This is a genomic window from Deinococcus aerolatus, assembly GCF_014647055.1.
In the GTDB taxonomy this organism is placed as follows: domain Bacteria; phylum Deinococcota; class Deinococci; order Deinococcales; family Deinococcaceae; genus Deinococcus; species Deinococcus aerolatus.
In genome coordinates, this window is record NZ_BMOL01000010.1 from 93,053 (window position 1) to 112,811 (window position 19,759).

22 protein-coding genes are annotated in these 19,759 nt (G+C 68.0%); 11 read left to right on the forward strand and 11 right to left on the reverse strand.

The window, feature by feature from the left end:
• Nucleotides 1-19 precede the first annotated feature (19 nt).
• The 3 genes from xpt to IEY31_RS11560 form a co-directional block, all read right to left on the reverse strand.
• Nucleotides 20-601, reverse strand: a complete 582-nt coding sequence (gene xpt / locus IEY31_RS11550; RefSeq protein ID WP_188972083.1) for a xanthine phosphoribosyltransferase — start codon at nt 599-601, stop codon at nt 20-22.
• Nucleotides 602-620: 19 nt separating this feature from the next.
• The gene (locus IEY31_RS11555) at nt 621-1,115 is read right to left on the reverse strand and encodes a hypothetical protein (protein WP_188972085.1); all 495 of its coding nucleotides are present in this window, start codon (nt 1,113-1,115) and stop codon (nt 621-623) included.
• Between the two features lie 250 nt (nt 1,116-1,365).
• Nucleotides 1,366-2,301, reverse strand: a complete 936-nt coding sequence (locus IEY31_RS11560; protein WP_188972087.1) for a quinate 5-dehydrogenase — start codon at nt 2,299-2,301, stop codon at nt 1,366-1,368.
• Nucleotides 2,302-2,416: 115 nt separating this feature from the next.
• Here IEY31_RS11560 and panB point away from each other — a divergent pair, with 115 nt between their 5' ends.
• Entirely contained in the window at nt 2,417-3,238 is an 822-nt protein-coding gene (panB, locus tag IEY31_RS11565; RefSeq protein WP_188972089.1) for a 3-methyl-2-oxobutanoate hydroxymethyltransferase, read from the forward strand.
• Between the two features lie 91 nt (nt 3,239-3,329).
• On the opposite strand, the gene sat is transcribed toward panB, so the two are convergent.
• From sat to IEY31_RS11595, 6 genes are all read right to left on the reverse strand, one after another.
• Nucleotides 3,330-4,490 (reverse strand): sulfate adenylyltransferase, encoded by a 1,161-nt coding sequence (sat, locus tag IEY31_RS11570; protein WP_188972091.1) that lies wholly within the window; start codon nt 4,488-4,490, stop codon nt 3,330-3,332.
• Nucleotides 4,491-4,553: 63 nt separating this feature from the next.
• Entirely contained in the window at nt 4,554-5,231 is a 678-nt protein-coding gene (locus tag IEY31_RS11575; protein ID WP_229723546.1) for a phosphoadenylyl-sulfate reductase, read from the reverse strand.
• A gap of 38 nt (nt 5,232-5,269) precedes the next feature.
• A complete protein-coding gene (gene cysC, locus IEY31_RS11580; protein ID WP_188972095.1) occupies nt 5,270-5,824 on the reverse strand; it encodes an adenylyl-sulfate kinase in 555 nt (184 codons plus the stop codon).
• Nucleotides 5,821-7,389 (reverse strand): nitrite/sulfite reductase, encoded by a 1,569-nt coding sequence (locus IEY31_RS11585; RefSeq protein ID WP_188972097.1) that lies wholly within the window; start codon nt 7,387-7,389, stop codon nt 5,821-5,823. Before IEY31_RS11585 ends, cysC begins: the two co-directional genes overlap by 4 nt.
• 33 nt (nt 7,390-7,422) lie before the next feature.
• Nucleotides 7,423-7,884, reverse strand: a complete 462-nt coding sequence (locus IEY31_RS11590; protein ID WP_188972099.1) for a DUF4395 domain-containing protein — start codon at nt 7,882-7,884, stop codon at nt 7,423-7,425.
• 19 nt (nt 7,885-7,903) lie between these two features.
• Entirely contained in the window at nt 7,904-8,245 is a 342-nt protein-coding gene (locus IEY31_RS11595; protein ID WP_188972101.1) for a hypothetical protein, read from the reverse strand.
• A 246-nt stretch (nt 8,246-8,491) separates the two neighbouring features.
• On the opposite strand from IEY31_RS11595, the gene IEY31_RS11600 reads away from it, so the two are divergent.
• The 4 genes from IEY31_RS11600 (at nt 8,492) to IEY31_RS11615 (ending at nt 10,734) form a co-directional block, all read left to right on the forward strand.
• Complete coding sequence (locus tag IEY31_RS11600) at nt 8,492-9,028, forward strand: phosphoribosyltransferase family protein (protein ID WP_188972102.1); 537 nt, start codon at nt 8,492-8,494, stop codon at nt 9,026-9,028.
• Nucleotides 9,029-9,072: 44 nt separating this feature from the next.
• Nucleotides 9,073-9,621, forward strand: coding sequence for a type I phosphoribosyltransferase (locus IEY31_RS11605; RefSeq protein WP_188972104.1), 549 nt, complete (start codon nt 9,073-9,075; stop codon nt 9,619-9,621).
• 80 nt (nt 9,622-9,701) lie between these two features.
• Entirely contained in the window at nt 9,702-10,355 is a 654-nt protein-coding gene (locus IEY31_RS11610; protein WP_188972106.1) for a DedA family protein, read from the forward strand.
• A gap of 133 nt (nt 10,356-10,488) precedes the next feature.
• Nucleotides 10,489-10,734 carry a hypothetical protein gene (locus IEY31_RS11615; RefSeq protein WP_188972108.1) on the forward strand — a complete coding sequence of 82 codons (246 nt, stop codon included), beginning with the start codon at nt 10,489-10,491 and terminating at the stop codon, nt 10,732-10,734.
• Here the strand turns inward: IEY31_RS11615 and rdgB are convergent.
• Entirely contained in the window at nt 10,731-11,306 is a 576-nt protein-coding gene (rdgB, locus tag IEY31_RS11620) for an RdgB/HAM1 family non-canonical purine NTP pyrophosphatase (protein ID WP_188972213.1), read from the reverse strand. The genes IEY31_RS11615 and rdgB overlap by 4 nt on opposite strands.
• 83 nt (nt 11,307-11,389) lie before the next feature.
• Nucleotides 11,390-12,097 (reverse strand): hypothetical protein, encoded by a 708-nt coding sequence (locus IEY31_RS11625; RefSeq protein WP_188972110.1) that lies wholly within the window; start codon nt 12,095-12,097, stop codon nt 11,390-11,392.
• A 156-nt stretch (nt 12,098-12,253) separates the two neighbouring features.
• Here IEY31_RS11625 and IEY31_RS11630 point away from each other — a divergent pair, with 156 nt between their 5' ends.
• The 6 genes from IEY31_RS11630 to IEY31_RS11655 all read left to right on the forward strand — a co-directional run bounded on the left by IEY31_RS11630 (nt 12,254) and on the right by IEY31_RS11655 (nt 19,691).
• On the forward strand, nt 12,254-13,459 hold the full coding sequence (locus tag IEY31_RS11630; RefSeq protein ID WP_188972112.1) for a hypothetical protein: 1,206 nt from the start codon (nt 12,254-12,256) through the stop codon (nt 13,457-13,459).
• Between the two features lie 490 nt (nt 13,460-13,949).
• Nucleotides 13,950-15,419, forward strand: a complete 1,470-nt coding sequence (gene pelF / locus IEY31_RS11635) for a GT4 family glycosyltransferase PelF (RefSeq protein ID WP_229723529.1) — start codon at nt 13,950-13,952, stop codon at nt 15,417-15,419.
• Nucleotides 15,416-16,834 carry a hypothetical protein gene (locus IEY31_RS11640; RefSeq protein ID WP_229723530.1) on the forward strand — a complete coding sequence of 473 codons (1,419 nt, stop codon included), beginning with the start codon at nt 15,416-15,418 and terminating at the stop codon, nt 16,832-16,834. The genes pelF and IEY31_RS11640 overlap by 4 nt, the downstream gene beginning before the upstream one ends.
• Nucleotides 16,834-17,871 (forward strand): GDP-mannose 4,6-dehydratase, encoded by a 1,038-nt coding sequence (locus IEY31_RS11645; RefSeq protein WP_188972114.1) that lies wholly within the window; start codon nt 16,834-16,836, stop codon nt 17,869-17,871. The genes IEY31_RS11640 and IEY31_RS11645 overlap by 1 nt, the downstream gene beginning before the upstream one ends.
• A gap of 142 nt (nt 17,872-18,013) precedes the next feature.
• The gene (locus tag IEY31_RS11650; RefSeq protein ID WP_188972116.1) at nt 18,014-18,751 is read left to right on the forward strand and encodes a nucleotidyltransferase family protein; all 738 of its coding nucleotides are present in this window, start codon (nt 18,014-18,016) and stop codon (nt 18,749-18,751) included.
• A 1-nt stretch (nt 18,752) separates the two neighbouring features.
• A complete protein-coding gene (locus tag IEY31_RS11655) occupies nt 18,753-19,691 on the forward strand; it encodes an NAD-dependent epimerase/dehydratase family protein (protein ID WP_229723531.1) in 939 nt (312 codons plus the stop codon).
• Nucleotides 19,692-19,759: the final 68 nt, after the last annotated feature.

Consider the following 19,759-nt stretch of genomic DNA (forward strand, 5'->3'; position numbering starts at 1 on the left):
CGGTGTGGCAGCCTGACCGCTAGCGGCCCACTTCCACCTCAATGCCTTCCTGTTCACTCATGCGGACGATGTTGGCCAGGGTGTGTATCGGCACGTTCAGATCGGCGAGATGCTCGCGCCCCGATTCAAACTGTTTTTCCACCACGCAGCCCAGCCCCAGTAGCGTAGCCCCGCTGAGTTCGATCATGCCGGTCAGGGCGCGTAGCGTGCCGCCAGACGCCAGAAAATCGTCGATCACGACCACGCGGTCGTCTGGCCCCAGAAATTCCGAACTGATGAACAGGTCGACATTTCCGCCCTTGGTTCGGCTGACCGAGGACGCCGTGAAGGCCGGTTCCTTCATGGTCAGCGGCTTTTTCTTGCGGGCGTAGACCATCGGGACATTCAGTTCCATCGCTGTGGAGATGGCCGGGGCAATGCCGCTGACCTCGATGGTCAGCACCTTGTTGGGCTGCAGCGGCGCGAACAGTTCCGCGAAACGCACGCCCATTTCCCGCGTCAGCCGGGGCAGCAGCTGGTGGTTGACCAGTCCGTCCACCTTGAGAAAGCCGCCGGGCAGAATCACACCCTGCTCCCGAATCGCGTCCACCAGTGATTGCATGGGGGCGAGTGTACAGGGGCTAGGGCGCGGCGGCGCCGAACACGTACAGCACCTGAGTGTCCCCGTTGGCCTGCCGCGTGGTCTGCACTGTCAGGCCCTGCCCATCTCGGCTGAGCGCGGCGCGGGCGCTGCTGGCAGTCGGAAAGCTGCGCTCACCGATGTCGAAGCCCTGCAACTGAAGCTGGTTGGTGGCGAAGGCCAGGGCGCTGCGGGCGTCCAGCCCCCTGGGCAGGCGGTAGGTCAGCAGCGCGGTTCTTTGTGCCGCGTCGTAACGGGTGCCCAGCACGCTGGCCCCCGCCGGAACCCCCACGCGCAGGCCCTGGCCTTCCTCCAGCAGGCTGGCGCTGGTCAGCCTGCCCGCGTAGATGCCCCACGCCAGCCCGGAGGTGGTGCCGCTCAGCAGGGGTTTGGGCAGTGACACGGGGGTGGTTTGCGCCACGGCAGCATGACAAGACAGGGCCAGGGCGGCAGCCAGCAGCGCCGCTTTCCAGTTCACCCACTCACCACTGGTCATGCCTGCCATCCTAGCCGCAAAACCCAGGCACCCCAAACCACATCCACTCATGCAGCCAGTTCACCTGAGTGGCAACCGAAGGCCACCTCTACGCGTCAGCGGGCGGGCCGCACGCAGCGTCACCGAGCCGGGCGGCCAGGCGAGAACGCCCTCCCTCTCTCCCGCGCCCAGCACAGCCGACGAACCCTGCCTGCTCGGGTAGGGGGCTGGAGGGTGGGGCAAAACGCTCAAGCCCCAGCCCCAAACCCGCCTAAAGCTCGTTGACCTCCGGCTTAAAGCCCACTTCCCGGATGTACCGCAGGTACTCGGCCTCACTCAGCGCCTCGTTCTTTCCGCTCAGGGCCACGAAACATGCTTCCAGCACGTTGGTGGCAAAGTTGCGGTTGCCCATGCGCGGCGTCGTGGTGATCAGCCGCGCCACGCCGCGCTGCTTCATCCAGTCGCGGTCGGCCTGCGTAATCGTCTGCGTCAGGATGGTCTTGCCCTCCAGCGACGTCGGGGCGTAGCGCTTGGCGTAGTGGGTGTCCCCGGCGATCACGTCGGCCCAGGCGTAATACCGGGTACCCTTGCCCTGCACGCTGCTTTCCTGCTTGGCCCCGGTGGGGTAAAACCAGTCCTGCGGCAGCTTGGTAATCACCGGGAGCACCACTTTTGCCACGGTCCGCAGCGCCCGCAGCGAGCGCAGCGGGCGGTCAATACCCAGCCCGAACACCACGTCCCCGAACACGATGTCCGCGCCGTGCTGTGCCAGCGCCTCGGCCATGCCGAAACGGTCCACGGCAGACACCATCAGCACCTTCCGGGTGCGCCAGTTCAGCAGCGGGTCGAGCTGGGCAATCGCGTCTCGCTCCAGCGTGTTTTTCAGGCCGCTGCCGTCCAGCACAGGCGTCTGTCTGGCGTTCGCCACCAGCTTTCTGACGTTACCGAACTGGTAGCGTTTGCCGTCCGCGATCACGTACAGGTCCGCGCCGCCCAGCCCGAAGGCGTCCACCTGCCCGTCCAGTGCCCCGAACAGTTCGGCGGCCTTCTTGCTGTCGCCGTCGGTGCCGATGCGCTCCAGGATGAACGGCTGGCCCAGCAGCGTGACCGCCTCGCGGGCATTGCCCCGGCTGCTGCCCAGACTGACGCTGACAACGTGTTTGTGGCCTGGGGGGGCCGGGGTCCAGCCGCTCAGAATGTCGCTCATGAACGGCATTGTAGGCGCGGAGAAATGCTGGGGAGGCAAAGGGCTTTGGGCCGGGCTGGTTCTGATTTTCGGCCGGACGGCGTGGGTCAGGCCCCTCCCTGCTACCCTGCCCCCTATGAAGCGCAGCCTTCCCGAACTTCAGCACTCAGCCCAGCCGCTGGTGATGGTCACGGCCTACGATTACCCCGGCGGACGCCACGCCGAGGCTGCCGGGGTGGACCTGATTCTGGTGGGCGACAGCCTGGGCAACGTCGTGCTGGGCTACGACAGCACCGCCCCGGTCACGCTGGGCGACATGATCCACCACGCCCGCGCGGTGCGGCGGGGGGCGCCGGGAACGTTCATGGTGGTGGACCTGCCGTTCGGGACGTACCACACCGGGGTACAGGACGCCATGCGCAACGCCGTGCGCGTCATTCAGGAGACGGGCGCGGACGCGATTAAGATGGAGGGAGCCTCGCCCGAGATCCTGGGCGTGGTGCAGACGCTGACCCGCAACGGCATCCCCGTGATGGGCCATGTGGGCCTGATGCCCCAGACCGCCACCGCGCAGGGTGGCCTGAAGGTGCAGGGCAAGGACGACGCCAGCGCCCGCGCTACCCTGGAAGGCGCTGTGGCCCTGGAAGCGGCGGGGGCCTTTGCGCTGGTGCTGGAGGTCATTCCCGCCCGCCTTGCCCGGCTGATCAGCGAGCGGCTGAGCATTCCCACCATCGGCATCGGTGCGGGCGTCGGCTGCGGCGGGCAGGTGCTGGTCACGCATGACCTGCTGGGCGTGTATGAGGGCGAGGAAAAGAAGATTGCCAAACGTTACGCTGAGGTGGGCCAGATTTCCCGCGAGGCCATCGAGCGCTACGCCGCCGAGGTCCGCGCCCGCGAATTTCCCGCGAAGGACAACAGCTTTGTGATGAAGGACGAGGTGCTGGACAGGCTGTACTGAGCGGGGCAGTGGCCAGACAGGCCCACCACACAGCGTTCTGGTGATGGACCTGTTCGTCATTCTCTGCGCTTGAGGAGGATGCCAGAACAGCTCAGTTGCCGGAGGCCTGGTACGCCCGCCTCAAGACCTCGGCCACTTCCGGGCGGGTGAATTCGGGCGGCAGGTTCTGGCCCGCCCGCAGCTTCTCGCGGACCCTCGTGCCGCTCAGGACCAGATGGTGCGCGGCGCCGTGCGGGCAGGTGCGCGGGCTGACCAGCTGCGCGCAGGACTGGCAGTAGAAGGTGTGCTCGAACTTCAGGATGCGGATGCCCAGTTCCTCGGCGGTGAACGCACCAAAAATCTCCTGCGCGTCGTAGGTGCCGTAGTACTGGCCCACACCCGCGTGATCGCGCCCCACGATGAAGTGGGTGGCCCCGTAGTTGCGCCTGGAAAGCGCGTGCGTGATCGCCTCGCGCGGCCCGGCGTAGCGCATGGCGGCGGGGTAGACGCTCAGCAGCGTGCGGGGGGCAGGGTAGTAGCGGTCCAGCAGGACCTCGTAGGCCTCCACCCGCACGCCGGCGGGGACGTCGTCGCCCTTGGTGGTGCCCACCAGTGGGTGCAGCAGCAGGCCGTCCACCAGTTCCAGCGCCACCTTGTGCAGGTACTCGTGCGCCCGGTGGATCGGGTTGCGGGTCTGGAAGGCCACCGTGGTGCGCCAGCCGCGCGCCTCAATGACGGCGCGGACCTCGGCGGGGGTGCGGTGGTGCTGCGGAAAGGCCCCACGCGGCACCGCAAGCAGCGTCACCGGCCCGGCCAGATTGATCTCGCCCTGCGCGTACAGCGCTGCCACGCCGGGGTGGGCGGCCTCCTCGGTGCGGTAGACCTCGCGGGCCTCCCAGGCCTTGCGGGCCTCGAACTGCTCCTGCACGTCGATCCATCCCACCGCCGCGCCGCCACGGGTCAGCACGACGCGGCCCCGCAGGGCACCGGCCTCGGCGCGGCCCACCGGCAACGTGATGGGCAGGCCCCACGGGGTGCCGTCCGCCAGGCGCAGATGCTCGATCACGCTCAGGTAATCGGCCTCGCCCAGAAAGCCGGTCAGCGGCGAGTACGCGCCGGTGGCCAGCAGTTCCAGATCGGCAGCGCTGCGTTCGGACAGGTCCAGGCGGGGCAGACCCCTGAGTTCAGCCTCGGACACGTGGTCGACCTGATGGACCAGCACGCCGCCCAGCGGCGTGGGCAGGGTGGTCACGGGATGGGGAAGGGTGGGCATGTGGATTCTCCTGGGTTAAATTTAAAGTGGATGAAAGAGGTCAACTATTGGCCTAAAAAAAGATCAGAGCCTACCGTCACCAGCCCACAGTCCGCACTCGGTCTTGCCCTGCCCGGCCCAGCGTCCGGCGCGGGCGTCCTCGCCGGGGCGCACGGCGCGGGTGCAGGGCCAGCAGCCCACCGACAGGAAGCCGTCGGCGTACAGCGGATTGACCGGCAGCGCGTGTTCGGCGGCGTAGGCTTCCAGCTCCTGGCGGGTCCACCCGGCCAGCGGGTTGATCCTGATTCGCACACCGCCCTCCTCGATAAAGGGAATCTCGGCGCGGGTGACGGCCTGATCTCGGCTGCGGGCGTTCAGCAGGGCGGAGGGGTTCTTGCGGCGCAGGTACTTCTGAAGCGGCGCCACCTTGCGGGCCGCGCAGCAGGCGTCGGGATTCGCGGCGTACAGCTCCGGTGGGGTGCGCCCGTCGTCCGGCGACGCGCCCGCGTTCAGCGTCACGAATTCCAGCTGCGGGTAGCGCTCGGCCAGCCGGTCACGGGTCTGAAGTGTTTCGGGAAAGTGGTAACCCGTATCCACAAAAACAACCTGCCCCCGGTAACCCGCCCGCACCGCCAGATCGATCAGCACGGCGCCGTTCAGGTTGAAGGCGCTGGGCATCAGCACGTCCGGGTGGGTCTGGATGGCCCAGTCGATGAGGGCGAGGGTCTCTGACTCCTTTCCGCCTGTGGGAGAGGCTGACAGAGGGCGCGATTCAGCGGCGAATCCGCTCACGCCCGCCGTCACTCTTCCCCCAGCGCCTGCAATAGACCCCGCAGTCCTTCTTGCACGGTCAGCTCAGCGGTTCGCAGGTGCAGGTCCGGCGTTTGCGGAGCCTCGTAGGGATCGCTGACGCCGGTGAAGTGCTGAATCTCGCCCGCAATCGCTTTCAGGTACAGCCCCTTCACGTCGCGCGCCGTGACCACCTCCAGCGGTGCGTCCACGAACACTTCCAGCGCGTTCGGTAGGGCGGCCAGCACCTCACGGCGGGTGTCGGCGTAGGGGCTGATGGCGCTGACCAGCACGGTCACGCCGTGTCTGGCCAGCAGGCCCGCGACGAAGCCGATGCGGCGGACATTGGTGTCGCGGTCCTGACGCGAGAAGCCCAGGCCTTTACTCAGGTTCTCGCGTACGGCGTCGCCGTCCAGCAGCTCCGCCGCCACGCCACGCGCCGTCAGTTCGGCGTGCAGGGCGGCGGCCAGCGTGCTTTTCCCGGCCCCGCTGAGGCCGGTGAACCACACCACCCGGCCCGCCCTGGCGGTTTCAGGCTCAGGCCGGCGCTCCAGCGTGGCGGTCATACGCCCACCAGCTCACGCCCGGCGTCCTGTGCGGCCAGCACAATGTCGGGCAGGAAGTGCTCGTTGCCTACCCGATCCGCGTATTCCACGAAGCTCTCGCCCTCGGCCCTGTGCGTCTTGAAATCGCTCAGCACCTTATCGGTGTACTCGGTCAGACGGACGGCGGGGACAATGCCCTTGAGCTTGGCCCCGGTCCGCTGCGCCTGCCCGATGCTGCCGGCCAGATGCACGTTGTAGACCTCCTCTTCCCCCCGCAAGGCCCCCATGAACCCCAGATCGGCCACCTGATAGCGCGTGCAGGCGTTGCTGCAGCCGGTCAGGTTGATCACGAACGGCACGTCCAGATCGCTGTGCAGGGGTTCGAGCGTGTCGATCAGGCCCGCCACCCGCGCCTTGGTCTCGGTGTGGGCCAGCCGGCAGAACTGCGTGCCGGTGCAGGCGATGGTGGTGCCGCGCAGCGTCGCCTTGGGCGCGAGGTCCAGCCGCTCCAGCTCGGTCACCAGCGCGGCCACGTCCTCCGTCCGCACATGCGGAATCATCATGTTCTGGAAGGCGGTGGTGCGGACCACGCCCCCGCCGTAGCGCTCGCTCAGGTCGGCCAGCGCCCGCGCCTTGGCCGGGTCGATGCGCCCCACGGTGGTGGTCAGCACCACGTAGTTCAGCCCGCCCTTCTGCGGGTTGACGCCCAGCACGTCGCTGCCGCCGAAGCGGGCCACCGGGGCCGGGGGACCGTCGCGCAGCGGGCGGCCCAGGTATTCGGTCTCCACGATTTCACGGAACCGTTCCACGCCCAGGTCCTTGATCAGGTACTTCAGGCGGGCCTTCTTGCGGTTGACGCGATAGCCGTGATCGCGGTATGCCCCGGCAATCGCGCGGCCCACCTCCACCACCTCATCGGGGCGGATAAAGACGCCCAGCCGTCTGGACAGGTGCGCCACCGCGCCCAGGCCGCCGCCCACCCACACGTCGAAGCCCACCTCGCCCTCAACCGTATGCGCCAGAAAGCCGATGTCGTTGACCAGATGAATGCCTTCCAGTTCCGGCGTGCCGGTCAGGCTGATCTTAAATTTGCGCGGCAGGTCCTGGAAGTCGGCATTGCCGCTGAGGGTGCCTTCCATCGCCCGGGCCAGCGGGCGCACGTCGATCACCTCGCGGGCGTCCAGCCCCGCCAGCGGCGAGGCGATCACCGCCCGGACAGTGTCGCCGCAGGCCCCGCGGGTGTGCAGCCCCACGGTGTCCAGCCGGTCCAGAATCGCCGGAATGTCCCCAATCCTGAGCCAGTGAAACTGAAAGGCCTGCCGGTCGGTCACGTCCAGCAGCCCGCGTCCGTAGTCCTGGGCAATACCCGCCACCACGCGCAGGGCGTCCGCACTCAGCTCGGCGGTGGGCACCTTGACACGCATCATCAGGAAGCCGTCCTCAATAGGGCGCTGCGGGTACACCCCGGCCCACTTCAGAAGGTCAATTTTTTCCGGGTCAATTGCCCCGGCGGCGGCGTACTGCGGAATCAACTCAAAGATCTGGAAGGGCGGCAGCTCTTTTTTCAGGGTTTCGATGTCGGACATGTGGGATACCTCGGGGGTGGAGAGAGCGCAGTCTCAGCGGCTCAGGACGGCGTAGCGCAGGCGGCGGTACTGGAAGTACATCAGGCAGCCCACACAGATCTTCTGGCTCAGGTTCAGGCCCGCCAGCGCAATCACGGCCAGCCCCAGACCGAGGCTCAGCAGCGGCGCTCCGGCCAGCCCGCTCAGGGCCGAGGCCAGCAGGAAGACCCCGCCCACGCCCTGCGCAAAGTGGTGGGCGCGGGGGTCCTCAGCGACGACTTCGGGCCTCAGCCCCAGCCGTCGCCCGAACATTCGGTACGCGGCCCGCAGCGGTGAGAGGTCCGGGCGCAACGCCCCCAGCAGTATGGCCGCCCCCAGGGCCAGCGTCAGGGCGCCCAGGCCTGACACCAGCGCCAACGTGGTGACGCCGATTACCGTGTACTGGTTGAACTTCAGCGCGCTGAGGTCCGTCTGGGCGGGGCCGGAAGGGAGGCGGGCGAGGGCTGAGGTAATCATTGATCAAAAAGGTAAACCTTTATTGATGACAAAACAAGTCAACTATTACCGGGTGAGCTAGACCGGGCGGTTCAGCCGGGGTCAAGTCGTACAGGTGACGGTACACGTCGCGCATCCGCTGGAACTCGGCGTTGTTGCGCTGCAGTTCCTCCAGTTGCAGGGAAAGCTCGATCTGGTGGACCTGCAATTCATGCTGCTGAAACTGAAAGTCCAGCGCCAGTTGCGCCGGGGCCACCGGGGAAGGCGCGGCGGCGCGGCCCGCACGGGCCTGCTGCTCGGCCTGCGTCCGCAGGTCCGTCCTGGGCCCAGCATCGGCAGTTCTGGGGGGGGTCTGGCAGCACGGCATATCTGGTCCTCGCATGGGCTTGAGGGTGGGTAGAAAAGGGCCACCGCCAGCGCGTGTTGTGGGCGGGTCTGCCCGCGCGTCCGCTGCCGGAGAATGAACATCCTGCCAAAGAAAAAGGGATGGTGCCCCACACTGGCAGTTCATGTGGCCATACACCGTAAACAAATTCTCAGCGCCGGGTGATGAGGCTGGCGGGCGTCCGCTGTCCCGGCCCATGTCCGCGTGGTCCCGCGCGGGGCCGTGGGCATTACACTCGGTTCCGTGAAGACGCACACCGTACAGGTTGGGGACGTGACCCGTGAACTGCCCATTGTGGAGGTCGCCCCAGGCGTTCATGTGGCGCTGTTCAACATGCTGGGCGACACCGAGGTCACTGAGGCCGCCGGCAAGGCGCTGGCCCGCCTGCTGCCTGCCGATATCGACGTGCTGGTCACGCCGGAGGTCAAGGCGCTGTCGCTGGCGCACGTCATCAGCCGTGAGACGGGCAAGCCGTACATCGTGATCCGCAAGACGCAAAAGCCCTACATGGTGGACCCGGTGGCGCGGGAAGTGGTCAGCATCACCACCGGCATTCCGCAACTGCTGGTGCTTGACGGCTTTGATGTGCCCAAGATTCGGGGCCGCCGGGTGGCCATTGTGGACGATGTGGTTTCCAGCGGCGGCACCCTGCACTCGCTGCGCCAGATCATCGACGAGGTGGGCGGCGAGGTGGCCGCCGTGCTGGCCGTCTTTACCGAGGGTGAGGAGCGCGAGGAGGTCACGGCGCTGGGCCACCTTCCGCTGTTTCCTGGTGCCTGATTCCCCGGTCTGACCGGGGACGGGGCCGCGGGCTAAGCTGGGGCATGACCCAGGCCAACCAGGAAGTGAGCGTGAAGATTGGCGGCGTGAGCCGCACCCTGCCCAGCGCCCGGGCGGGCAGCATGGGCCGCGTGCCGCTGGTGGAATTCATCGGCGACAGCGAATTCACCAAGGCGGTGGCCAGGGAAATGCTGGTCATGATTCCCGAAGGCACCGAGGTGCTGCTGACGGTGGTGACCAACGCGCTGCCGCTGGCCCACGAACTCAGCCACCTGAGCGGGCTGCCCTACGAGTGCGTGCGCAAGAAGCGCCGCCCCTACATGCAAGACCCCATCATTCAGGACGCCCCCAGCATGACCCTGGGGGTGGCCGAGACCTTCTGGCTGGACAGTCCGCACGCTGCCCGCCTGCACGGCAAGAAAGTCGCCATTGTGCAGGACGTGATTTCCAGCGGCGGCACCGCGCAGACGCTGGCCCGCATCGTCGAACGTTCGGGCGGCACCGTCAGCGGGTACGTGGCCGCCTTCCGGCAGGGCGAGGGCGCCCTGAGCCTGCCCTTCAAGTACCTGGAAAAGCTGCCTGCCCGGATCTGAAGCCCGGTGACCAGAAAGTTCAGCCGCCGCGACTTTCGGCTGACGTGCGGCTCACCCACGCCCGTTAGCCTGACCGGACGATGGTGGACTGGATTCAAAACCTGATGAGTAGCCTGGGGTACCTGGGCATCGTGCTGCTGATGGTGCTGGAGAACGTGTTTCCGCCGATTCCCAGCGAGCTGATTCTGCCCTTGGCGGGTTTTGCGGCCTCGCGCGGCGACCTGAGCGTCGTGGGCGTGGTGCTGGCGGGCACGCTGGGCAGCGTCGTGGGCACCCTGCCGCTGTATTTCATCGGGCGGGTGTTCAGCGAGGAGCGGCTCGTGGCCTGGGCTGACCGGCACGGCCGGTGGCTGGCCCTGAGCGGCCAGGACATCCGTAAGCCCGACGACTGGTTTGACCGTCACGGTCCGAAGGCGGTGCTATTCGGGCGCATGGTGCCGGGCATCCGCAGCCTGCTGAGCCTGCCGGCCGGCATGAGCGAGATGGCGCTGCCCACCTTCTTGCTGTACAGCGCTATTGGTTCGGCGCTGTGGGCCAGCCTGCTGACCGGCGCGGGCTACCTGCTGGGCGATCACTACGAGCGGGTGGGCGAGTACCTCGGCCCGGCCTCCACCGTGATTGTCGGGGTTCTGGTGGTCGTGGCCACCGTGTGGTTTGTGCGTCGTCGGCAACAGGCCGCCGCGCAGCCCGCCCGGGCAGACCACACGGAGCAGCCAGCCCGACGTCAGAGCTGAGCACCATCTCAACGCTGACGGGCGCGGCGCACAGGTTCGGGCGCGTCCAATCAGGGCGGGGTCTGCGGGTGATCGCGGCACAGGAAGGTGCCCAGCGGCCTCGCCGCCCGGGTTGTTCCGGTTCAGGTACGGCGTGATCAGGGCCACGAGGGCGCGCTGCAGGGAGCTGACTGCCGCGCTGGCCGCTACCGGGCACACCGATCACACCCTGAAGCTGTGGCCCAGACCGGGCCACAGTCTCGGCCCAGCGGCAGACCTCACGCGCGATGGCTTTGCCGCAATGGCCGCCGGGCCGAGGAACGACATGGCGGCGTGGCTGCGGGCAAAGGCGCGCACCCGGACCGGCACGCTGACCCGGCGGGTGTGGCAGGTGAGCTAGAGGGCCGCCTGTTGGTGCGCCGCCTTCAGGGCCGCGAGCGCCCGGCCCCGGTGGCTGATCGCCTGTTTCTCGGCCACGGTCATCTCGGCCAGGGTGCGGGTCTGGCCGTCGGGGACAAACAGAGGATCGTAGCCGAAGCCGCCGCTGCCGCGCGGGCCTTCCAGCAGCGTGCCGGGCAGTTCGCCCCGGTACGTCTCCACGTGCCCGTTGGGATGGGCCAGGATCACCACCGACACGAACCGGGCACGGCGGTTGCCCTGCCCGCGCAGCCGCTCCAGCAGGTAAAGGTTGCGCTCCAGATCGCTGTCCCGGCCGCCAAAACGTGCGCTGTACACGCCCGGCTCGCCGTTCAGGGCGTCCACCTCGATGCCGCTGTCGTCGGCCAGGGCGTAGGTGCGGGTCATCAGCGCCACCGTGCAGGCCTTCAGGGCAGCGTTTTCCTCGTAGGTGGCGCCGGTTTCCTCGGGCAGGGTCAGGTTCCCCAGCGGCCGCAGGGTCCAGCCCAGTTCCGCCAGCGCCTCGCCGATCTCGCGCACCTTGCCGGCGTTTCCTGTCGCCACCGTCACCTGCATTGCCCCGTTGTTCGTCACGCCCCAGAGTGTACGGGGAAAAGCGCGGCGTGGTGTGCATGGCCGCGCGGTGCAGGTGGCCGCTCTTAGCGTGCCCGGGCCGTGCCGTCTGCCCCCCGTAGCGGCAGTTCGGCACGCACCCGCCAGCGGGCCTCACCTGGGCGCCTCTCGAACAGGGTCAGGCCCGTGTAGGTCTGCGCGATAAAGGGCCGCAGGCGCCCTTCCAGCTCGCGGCGCAGGCCCTGTGGATCGGTGCCGCCGTAGGGTTGCACCACGGTGAAATGCGGCTGCCAGGTGTCCAGCCCGCGAGGCGTGTGCAGCAGCGACATGCGGGCGGCTTCGTGCGGCTGCCCCCACAGCCCCCGCGCCACCGGCCCGGAAAAGGGCGAACGCGTCACGAAGCGCGACAGGCGTGCGAGCAGCAGGGTGTGCGCCACCAGCAGGGCGGGGGAAGGGTCGAGCTGCAGCACCCAGGTTTCGCCGTCGTCCCAGACCTCGATCCTGCCGCCGCTCAGGGACAGGTCCGCGTCCGGCGACAGGCTGTCGACGCAGGCCCGCGCCTCGGCCTCCAGGGCGGACCACCACGCGGGATGGGTACCGAACCCCTCCACCACCGTCAGATGAAACCCGAAGGGTCCGGCGTCGGCCTGCCACTCCGGACGCAGAAAGGCAGGCAGGACCAGGTCGCGCTGGGCCCGCACGTCGAATCCCAGCAGTTCGGAACCGCTGCGGTACAGCGCGGAATCGGCGCCGGGACACAGGTAGACGGCAAAGGACGGTGCGGTGTCGGGCATGCAGGATTGTGGCAGATGCCGGTCTGGCGCGGCCCTTCACGTGGGGGTTATCCTGGATCTCGGCTCCTGTTTCAGCAGTGAGAGCGCCGCCACAGGCCCCGCCGCTGTCAGCCTTGCTCCGGTGTCCCGGTCCGGCTGACCGTATAGTGTGGCCTCATGCGGTCAGGTTCCCGTCTCTCGTTTCTTTTGCTGGTGTGGCTGTTGGCCGCTCCTGTGGGCGAGGCGCAGACCATCAAGTACGACAAGCCCATCGTGATCGTCAAGGGCGGCACCTACCGGGGCAACTGGCAGAGTCTGGACCCCAAGGTTCCGGCGGTGACCGTCGCTACCGGTCAGAAGGTGGTGATCGAGAACTCCAACATCCGCAGCAAGGGCCACCTGATCTTCAGTGCCTTCAAGAAGGCCAACCTCACGGTTCGCAACACCCGTGGAACAGCCCTCAACCCGGACCGGCCGCTCAGTGAACACCGCTATCCAGGCCGGTTTCTACATGCCGAGGAATTCGTGAATATTCTCGTGCAGAACAACGAACTGGTCGGAACCTCGGGCATCTACCTGCGGGCCTATCAAGGCAAGGCAAGTCAGGGGCAGACCGTCAAGATCCTGCGCAACAAGGTCCGCAACATCAACGGACGTTACAGCGTGGGTGTGGGCCGGTTCTCGGACAAGGAGTTCCGGCTGGTTCAGTTCGTGCAGTTCAATGCCGTCCGGCGCATCAGCGGGGCAGAGATCGCCTGGAACGAGGTCATCAACGAGCCGGGCAAGAGCCGGCCCGAGGAGAACATCAATATGTACCTGTCCAGTGGCGTGCCCAGCAGCCGGATCAAGATCCACGACAATTACATCCAGGGCGCCTACGCCGTCAACCCACGGGTCAACAGCTACGCAGGCGGCGGCATCAACGCGGGCGATGGCAGCGGCAAGACCCTGGCCGAGGCCGCGGGCCACATTCTGGTGTACAGAAACCAGATCGTGTCGACGTCCAACAACGGGATTGCGGTGTCTGCCGGACACGACATCGAGGTGTACAACAACCGGCTGATCGCCAGCGGATACCTGCCCAGCGGCGCGCCTATTGCAGCCCAGAACGTGGGCCTGTACGTATGGGATCCCCACAACGACAGGGCGAAAAAGACCTTTTTCAACAATATCGTCCGCGACAATCTGGTGGCCTGGGGCAATCCGCTCAAGGGCAGGGAGGCGCAGAATCCCGTGTGGTTCCCCGATTGCGAGCCGGGCAAGTGCCGTGCCAACAGGACCCTGCCCGGCCGCGTCACGCTGACCATGGAGCGTCAGGAGTACACCCGCTGGCAGGCCAAGCTGAAGTCGGCCAAAATAACGGTGGGACCTGTTTCCAAATAAAGGTTGGATTTCCAGGGAAAGCCTGGCTGAGGTGTGGCCCGGACTCCGGGCGTGTCTCAGGCAGAGATGTGTCGTGCTAGGAAAAGGGGAGAGGCTGCGTTTTCTGACCACACCTCTTCAACCCAGCCTGGCTGAGCTATGGGCTGGATGTCTATGTGCGGGGTGCTGCGTTTATCCCGCACATAGACGGCAGCGCCATGTCGGCTGATCAGTGGCCCTGTATTGAATGCTTCTCAGATCCGGCTTAGGACTGTCTCATATGACGGTGTGAAGCGATCTCTTAACGGCTGGAAATCGATATTTGTCGGCGTACACTTTGTTTTTGTGCCCCCTTCTGGGGGTGTGGAGGCGGCGTGTAATGACGGATTTTTCACCTTTGGTCAAATTAAAGGGTATAATTCCTCTCGTTGAATAGGCTCAAACAATGCTTGTTGGCCATCAGCGCTGCGTTGCGCGCTTTTTTTTCTCATGCCGGTTCCGGAGTTTGTTCATGTTGATGTCATCACAGTCCAGCGCTCCCCGCATTGCCCTGTACACGGAGGGAACGTACCCCCAGGCCCATGGGGGCGTCAGCGTGTGGGTGGATCAGCTGGTGCGTGGGCTGAGGGACCACCGGTTCGTGGTCCAGGCTGTATCCGGGCTGCCGTTTGAGCGGGCGGCGCTGGAGTTGCCGGACAACGTGAGCTTCACGCAGGTGCCGCTGTGGGGCCAGCCGCCCCCTGCGCCCGGGCGTCCGGATGCCGCCCGCCGGCGCGCGGTGGAAGACGCGTACGCGGCGCTGCTGGACGGCCTGTGCACGATGGATCTGGACCTGTTCGCCACCGGCTTGCGGGCGCTGAGTGAGCTGGGGCAGGCCGGTGGCCTGACGGCGCTGCTGGACACACCGCGGCTGGCCCGGCTGACGCTGGAGCGGTGGTCCGGGCACGCGGCCCAGCAGGCGGCCACCCGTGGGCGCGGCGACGCCCGGCTGCCGCTGCCGACCGTGGCCGATGCCCTGGACGCCCAGCTGTGGCTGGAACATGCGCTGCGTCCTATGGGCCATCCGGCCCCGCAGGCAGACGTGGGACACGCCGTCAGCAACGGCTTTGCGGGGCTGCTGGCGCTGCACGGCCTGTGGACCCACGGCGCCCCGTTTGTGCTGACCGAACACGGCGTGTACCTGCGCGAGCGCTACATGGAGTTCCGCCGCAGCACCTACCGTCCGGGCTTCAAGGGCATGCTGCTGCGCTTTTACCGCCTGCTGTGCAGCCTGGTCTACCGCGAGGCCACGCTGGTGCTGCCGGGATCGCACTACAACCGCCGCTGGGAAGAGCGGCTGGGCGCGCATCCCGACAAGATCAGGTGCGTGTACAACGGCATTGACCCCAACATTTTCCCGCCGGCCGAGCAGGAGCCGGACGCGAGCGTGGTGAGCTGGGTGGGGCGCATCGATCCCCTCAAGGACATCGAGACGTTGATCCGCGCCTTCGATCTGGTGCGCCGCCGCAATGCGGGCGCGCAATTGCGGCTGTTCGGCGGGACCCCGGCGGGCAACGAGGGCTACCTGTATCAATGCCAGAGCCTGACCCAGCAACTGAACCTGACTGAGCACGTGACCTTCGAGGGCCGCATCGACGACATCACCGACGCCTACCGTGCCGGGCAGGTCGTGGCCCTGACCAGCGTCAGTGAGGGCTTTCCCTACACCGTGATCGAGGCCATGGCGATGGGCCGGCCCCCGGTGGCCACCCGTGTGGGCGGCGTGCCAGAGGCAGTGGGGGACGCCGGACTGATCGTGCGCCCACGCGACGTGATGGGCGTGGCCAGCGCACTGACCCGCCTCCTGGACGACGCACCGCTGCGTGCCCGGCTGGGCCGCGCCGCGCGCGAGCGGGTCATGGAACTGTTCACGCTGGACGGCTGCCTGGACGCCTACCGGCGGGCCTACCCGCTGGTGCTGGCCGGAGGAAACGGACTGTGACCGGTGGCGGCAGGCGCGAGGTGCTGCAGGCCGGGGCACCCAGCGCTGGCGGCGAGTTCGGTCGCCAGAGAGGGTTTTCTTCGCAGGACGTGCGGGAGAGCGGGGTGCGGCCCGGCTCTTCCAGTCCCCGCCTGCAGTTGCCCGGTGACCTGCCGGAGCGGCTGCGCGAGGTGGACCTGAAGCTGGCGGCCGAGCGCTCAAACGCCGTGGACGCCGAGGAACTGGCCGCCTACCTGGAGGCCGACGGCCTGGGGGACGAGGTGCTGCGCGACCGCTACGGCACCGACGGTCTGTTCGACGCCGCCGAGATGCTGTACCGGCAGAAGGGTACCGGACGGGCACTGGACCGGCTGACCGTGCCCGGTGCCCCGCCGTTTCCCTGGCGGATGCTGCTGCGCGGGCCGTTGTACCTGCTGCCGGGGCTGGCAGGCCTGCTGATCGCCCGCACCCTGGGACCGGCCGCCGATCACGCGTTTGTGCTGGCGGCGGCCTTCGGCTGGGGCTGGTCTATGACAGTGGCTGGGGTGCGCTACGCGGAGCCCTTCTCCGTGCCGGGCCGCGCCCTGCGCCTGACGCTGCTGGTTAGCGCCGGGGCCGGGCTGCTGGGCGGAGGCGTGATTGCGGCGGCACTGGGCGGTTCCGGTGCCGTCCTCACCGGCGCGCTGGTGGGCGGAGCGGTGGCGCTGTCCAGCGGCGCGGCGGGCGTGCTGCTGTCGCTGGGACGGCTGGGGCAGTTCGCCGGAGCCTTTGCCAGCCCGCTGCTGGCCGCCGGCATCGTCATGTCGCTGCCGTCGCGCCCGGCCGCGCTCGCGGCGCTGGCCCTGCTGGCCGCTGTTCCGGCCGTGGCGGCCCTCAACGTGACCCGCGCTCGCGGCAGCCTGAACGCGGCCTGGGCCACCCTGCGCCCCCACCTGCCCCACGCCGTCTACGGCTGGACCATGGCCGCCGCCTTTGTGGCCCTGAGCGCACGGCTGGGCATCTGGCCGCTGCTGCCGGTGATTCTGGGGGCCGGGCTGCTGGAGGCCGGCGTGTGGCACGTGCAGGAACGCCTGCAGACCGCAGCCCGCAGCGTGCGCGGCCTCACGCAATTGCGCCGCGTGGGCCTGTCCACCGTGCTGCTGGGGGCCGCCGGCTACGGCGCGGCGCTGGGCGCCGGGCTGGTCGCGCTGGCCGGGTTCGGCCTGCCGATCGATTTGCCGGCCTCGCTGCCCACCCTGGCGCTGTACAGCGCCGCGCTGCTGCTCAGCTCCTGGCTGGCCAACCAGGGGCGCACCACCTTTCTGACAGCGGTCTGGGCGCTGGGCGCGGCGGCCCTGCTGCTGGGCCTGCCCCCGCCCCTGTTCGCCCTGCTCGCCGTGCTCGCGCTGCTCGCGCCCACCCTGTCCACCCTCTCTGACCCCAGGAGTTACCGCTGATGACCCAGACTGCCCCGCCCCGCCCCTCCGTTCCCACCTCTTCCCAGCGCCCGCTGGTGGCCGTGACTGGCGCCGACGGCTTTATCGGCTCGCACCTGACCGAGGAACTGGTCCGCGCCGGTTACCGCGTCAAGGCCATGGCGATCTACAACTCGCAGGGCTCGTACGGGTGGCTGGACACCGTGCCCGCCGAAACCATGCAGCATGTGGAGGTGCAGCTGGGCGACGTGCGCGACGCGGGCAGCGTTCGGGCGCTGATGCAAGATGCCCAGACCGTCTACCACCTGGCCGCGCTGATCGCCATTCCTTACTCCTACGTCGCGCCGCGCTCGTACGTGGAGACCAACATCACCGGCACGCTGAACGTGCTGGAGGCTGCCCGCGAGCTGGGCACCGCGCGGGTGGTCCACACCTCCACCAGCGAGGTCTACGGCACCGCCCGCACCGCGCCCATTCACGAAAGCCACCCCCTGCAGGGCCAGTCGCCGTACTCGGCCACCAAGATCGGCGCCGACAAGCTGGCCGAGAGCTACTTCCTGAGCTTCGGGTTGCCGGTGGTGACCCTGCGGCCCTTCAACACCTACGGCCCGCGCCAGTCGGCCCGCGCGGTGATTCCCACCATCATCTCTCAGGTGGCGGCGGGGCGGCGCGAGATCCGGCTGGGTGACCTGCGGCCCACCCGCGACTTCAACTACGTCGCCGACACCGCCCGGGCCTTCCGCGCTGTGGGCGAGGCGGGCAGCGAGGTCCTGGGCCACACCCTGAACGCCGGCTCGGGCCGCGAGATCACCGTGGGCGACACCGTGAAACTGATCGGCCAAGTGATGGGTGCCGAGCTGCAGGTCACCCAGGAAGACGTGCGGCTGCGTCCCGAGGGCAGCGAGGTCATGCGCCTGCTGGCGGACCACTCGGAGCTGAGCCGCCTGACCGGCTGGCAGCCCGAATTCACGCTGGAAGAGGGCCTGAAACGCACCGCCGCGTGGTTCACCGATCCCGTCAATCTGGCCCGTTACCGCGTCGATCAATACACTGTCTGAGAGTCTTCTGAGTACGGATGAGCGCAGTGAAGCCTATTTGAAACGCTGTCTCTGATCCACTGCGCCTATCTGAATGGCCCCGCTCACCCCCCGCACACCCCACATTCACCCTGTCTCCATGTCGGCAGGAAAGGAGAAGCCCATGCACGCAGTCATCCTGGCCGGAGGAAAAGGCACCCGCCTGCGCCCCTACACCACCTGCGTTCCTAAACCGCTGGTGCCGATTGGCGACACCTACTCGATCCTGGAGATCGTGCTGTACCAGCTGCGTTCGCATGGCTTCTCGTCAGTAACGCTGGCGGTGGGGCACATGGGCCACCTGATCCGGGCTTTCGTGGGCGACGGCAGCCGCTACGGACTGAAAGTGGAGTATACCGACGAGGAAACGCCGCTGGGGACCATCGGTCCGGTGCTGAATGTGCTGGACGATCTGCCCGAGCAGTTTCTGGTCATGAACGGCGACGTGCTGACCAACCTGAATTACGGCGCGTTCCTGCGGGGCCACATCCAGTCGGACCGCCCGGTCACGGTGGCCACCTACAACCGCGAGATCAAGAGCGAGTTCGGGGTGCTGGACCTCAACGAGGCCGGCAACCAGATCACCGGCTTCCGCGAGAAGCCCACGGTGCATTTTCAGGTCAGCATGGGCGTGTACGCCGTCTCCCGGGAGGCGCTGCGCGGCTACACGCCGGGGCAGGTGCTGGGCTTCGACACGCTGATGCTCGATCTGCTGGCTGCCGGGCAGTGTCCCGGCAGTGACCTGTTCGGCGGCTACTGGCTCGACATCGGGCGCCCGGAGGATTACGACATGGCCAACGAGCAGTGGCAGGAGATGTCGGCCATCCTGCTCCCCCAGTTGACACTGGACGCCGCCGATTAACGTGACGGGAGCGCCTCTGCCTGTCCCCGCCGGCCTGGTGCTGGTGCTGGGGGCACGCGGCTTTCTGGGCACGCAGATCGTGGCCGGGCTGCGGGCGATGGGCTGGGACGTGCGCGTTCCCCCGCCGGGCGATCTGACGGCAGCCCCGGGCGCCGACTGGAACCGCTGGCTGGACGGCGTATCGGGCGTGATCAACGCGGCGGGCCGGACCGGCGGCAGCCCCGGCGAACTGACCCGCGCCAACGCCCTGTTGCCTGCGCGGGTGCTGGAAGAGCTGGCCCGCACGGGTGGCAACGGGGACGTGAAGCTGGTTCATCTCGCCTCCGCCGCGGAGTACGGTGCGGTGCCGGAGGGCCACGCCTCGGCCGAGGATGAACCGGCCCGGCCACTGTCGCCCTACGGCGCGTCCAAGCTGGCCGGCACCGTGCTGATCGAGGAAGCGCTGCGCAGCGGGCGGGTACGCGGCGCGGCGCTGCGCCTGACCAATCCGCTGGGGGCGGGCATCGGCGCCGGCACCCTGCCGGGCCGCGCGGCCCGCGAGCTGACGGCAGCGGTGCGTGAGGGCCACCCCACGGTGCGCTTCGGGCCACTGGGCGCGCGGCGTGATTTCGTGGACGCCCGTGACGCCGCGCGCGCCGCGCTGCACGCCCTGACCTCGGACCTGAGCGGCGTGGTCAACGTGGGAAGTGGGCAGGCCCGCCCGGTGCGTGATGTGGTGGACGGTCTGGCGGCCCTGACCGGCTACCGGGGCCGCATTCTGGAGGACGCCCCCGGCAGTCCCCGCAGCGGCGACGTGCCCTACCAGCGCGCCGACATCTCGCGGCTGCTGGGCAGTGGATTCACGCTGCGGCACAGCCTGGACGATGCGCTCCAAAGCCTGCTTTCCGGGGTGGAGGCAGGTCCTGCTGACCCGCGCCGGTCAGAGCCAATCCTGCGCTGAGCCACACGCCGTTCCCTCCCAGACTACCCTTCCGGCCCGTGCCCCAGTTCTCCCCAGGTTCTACCGAG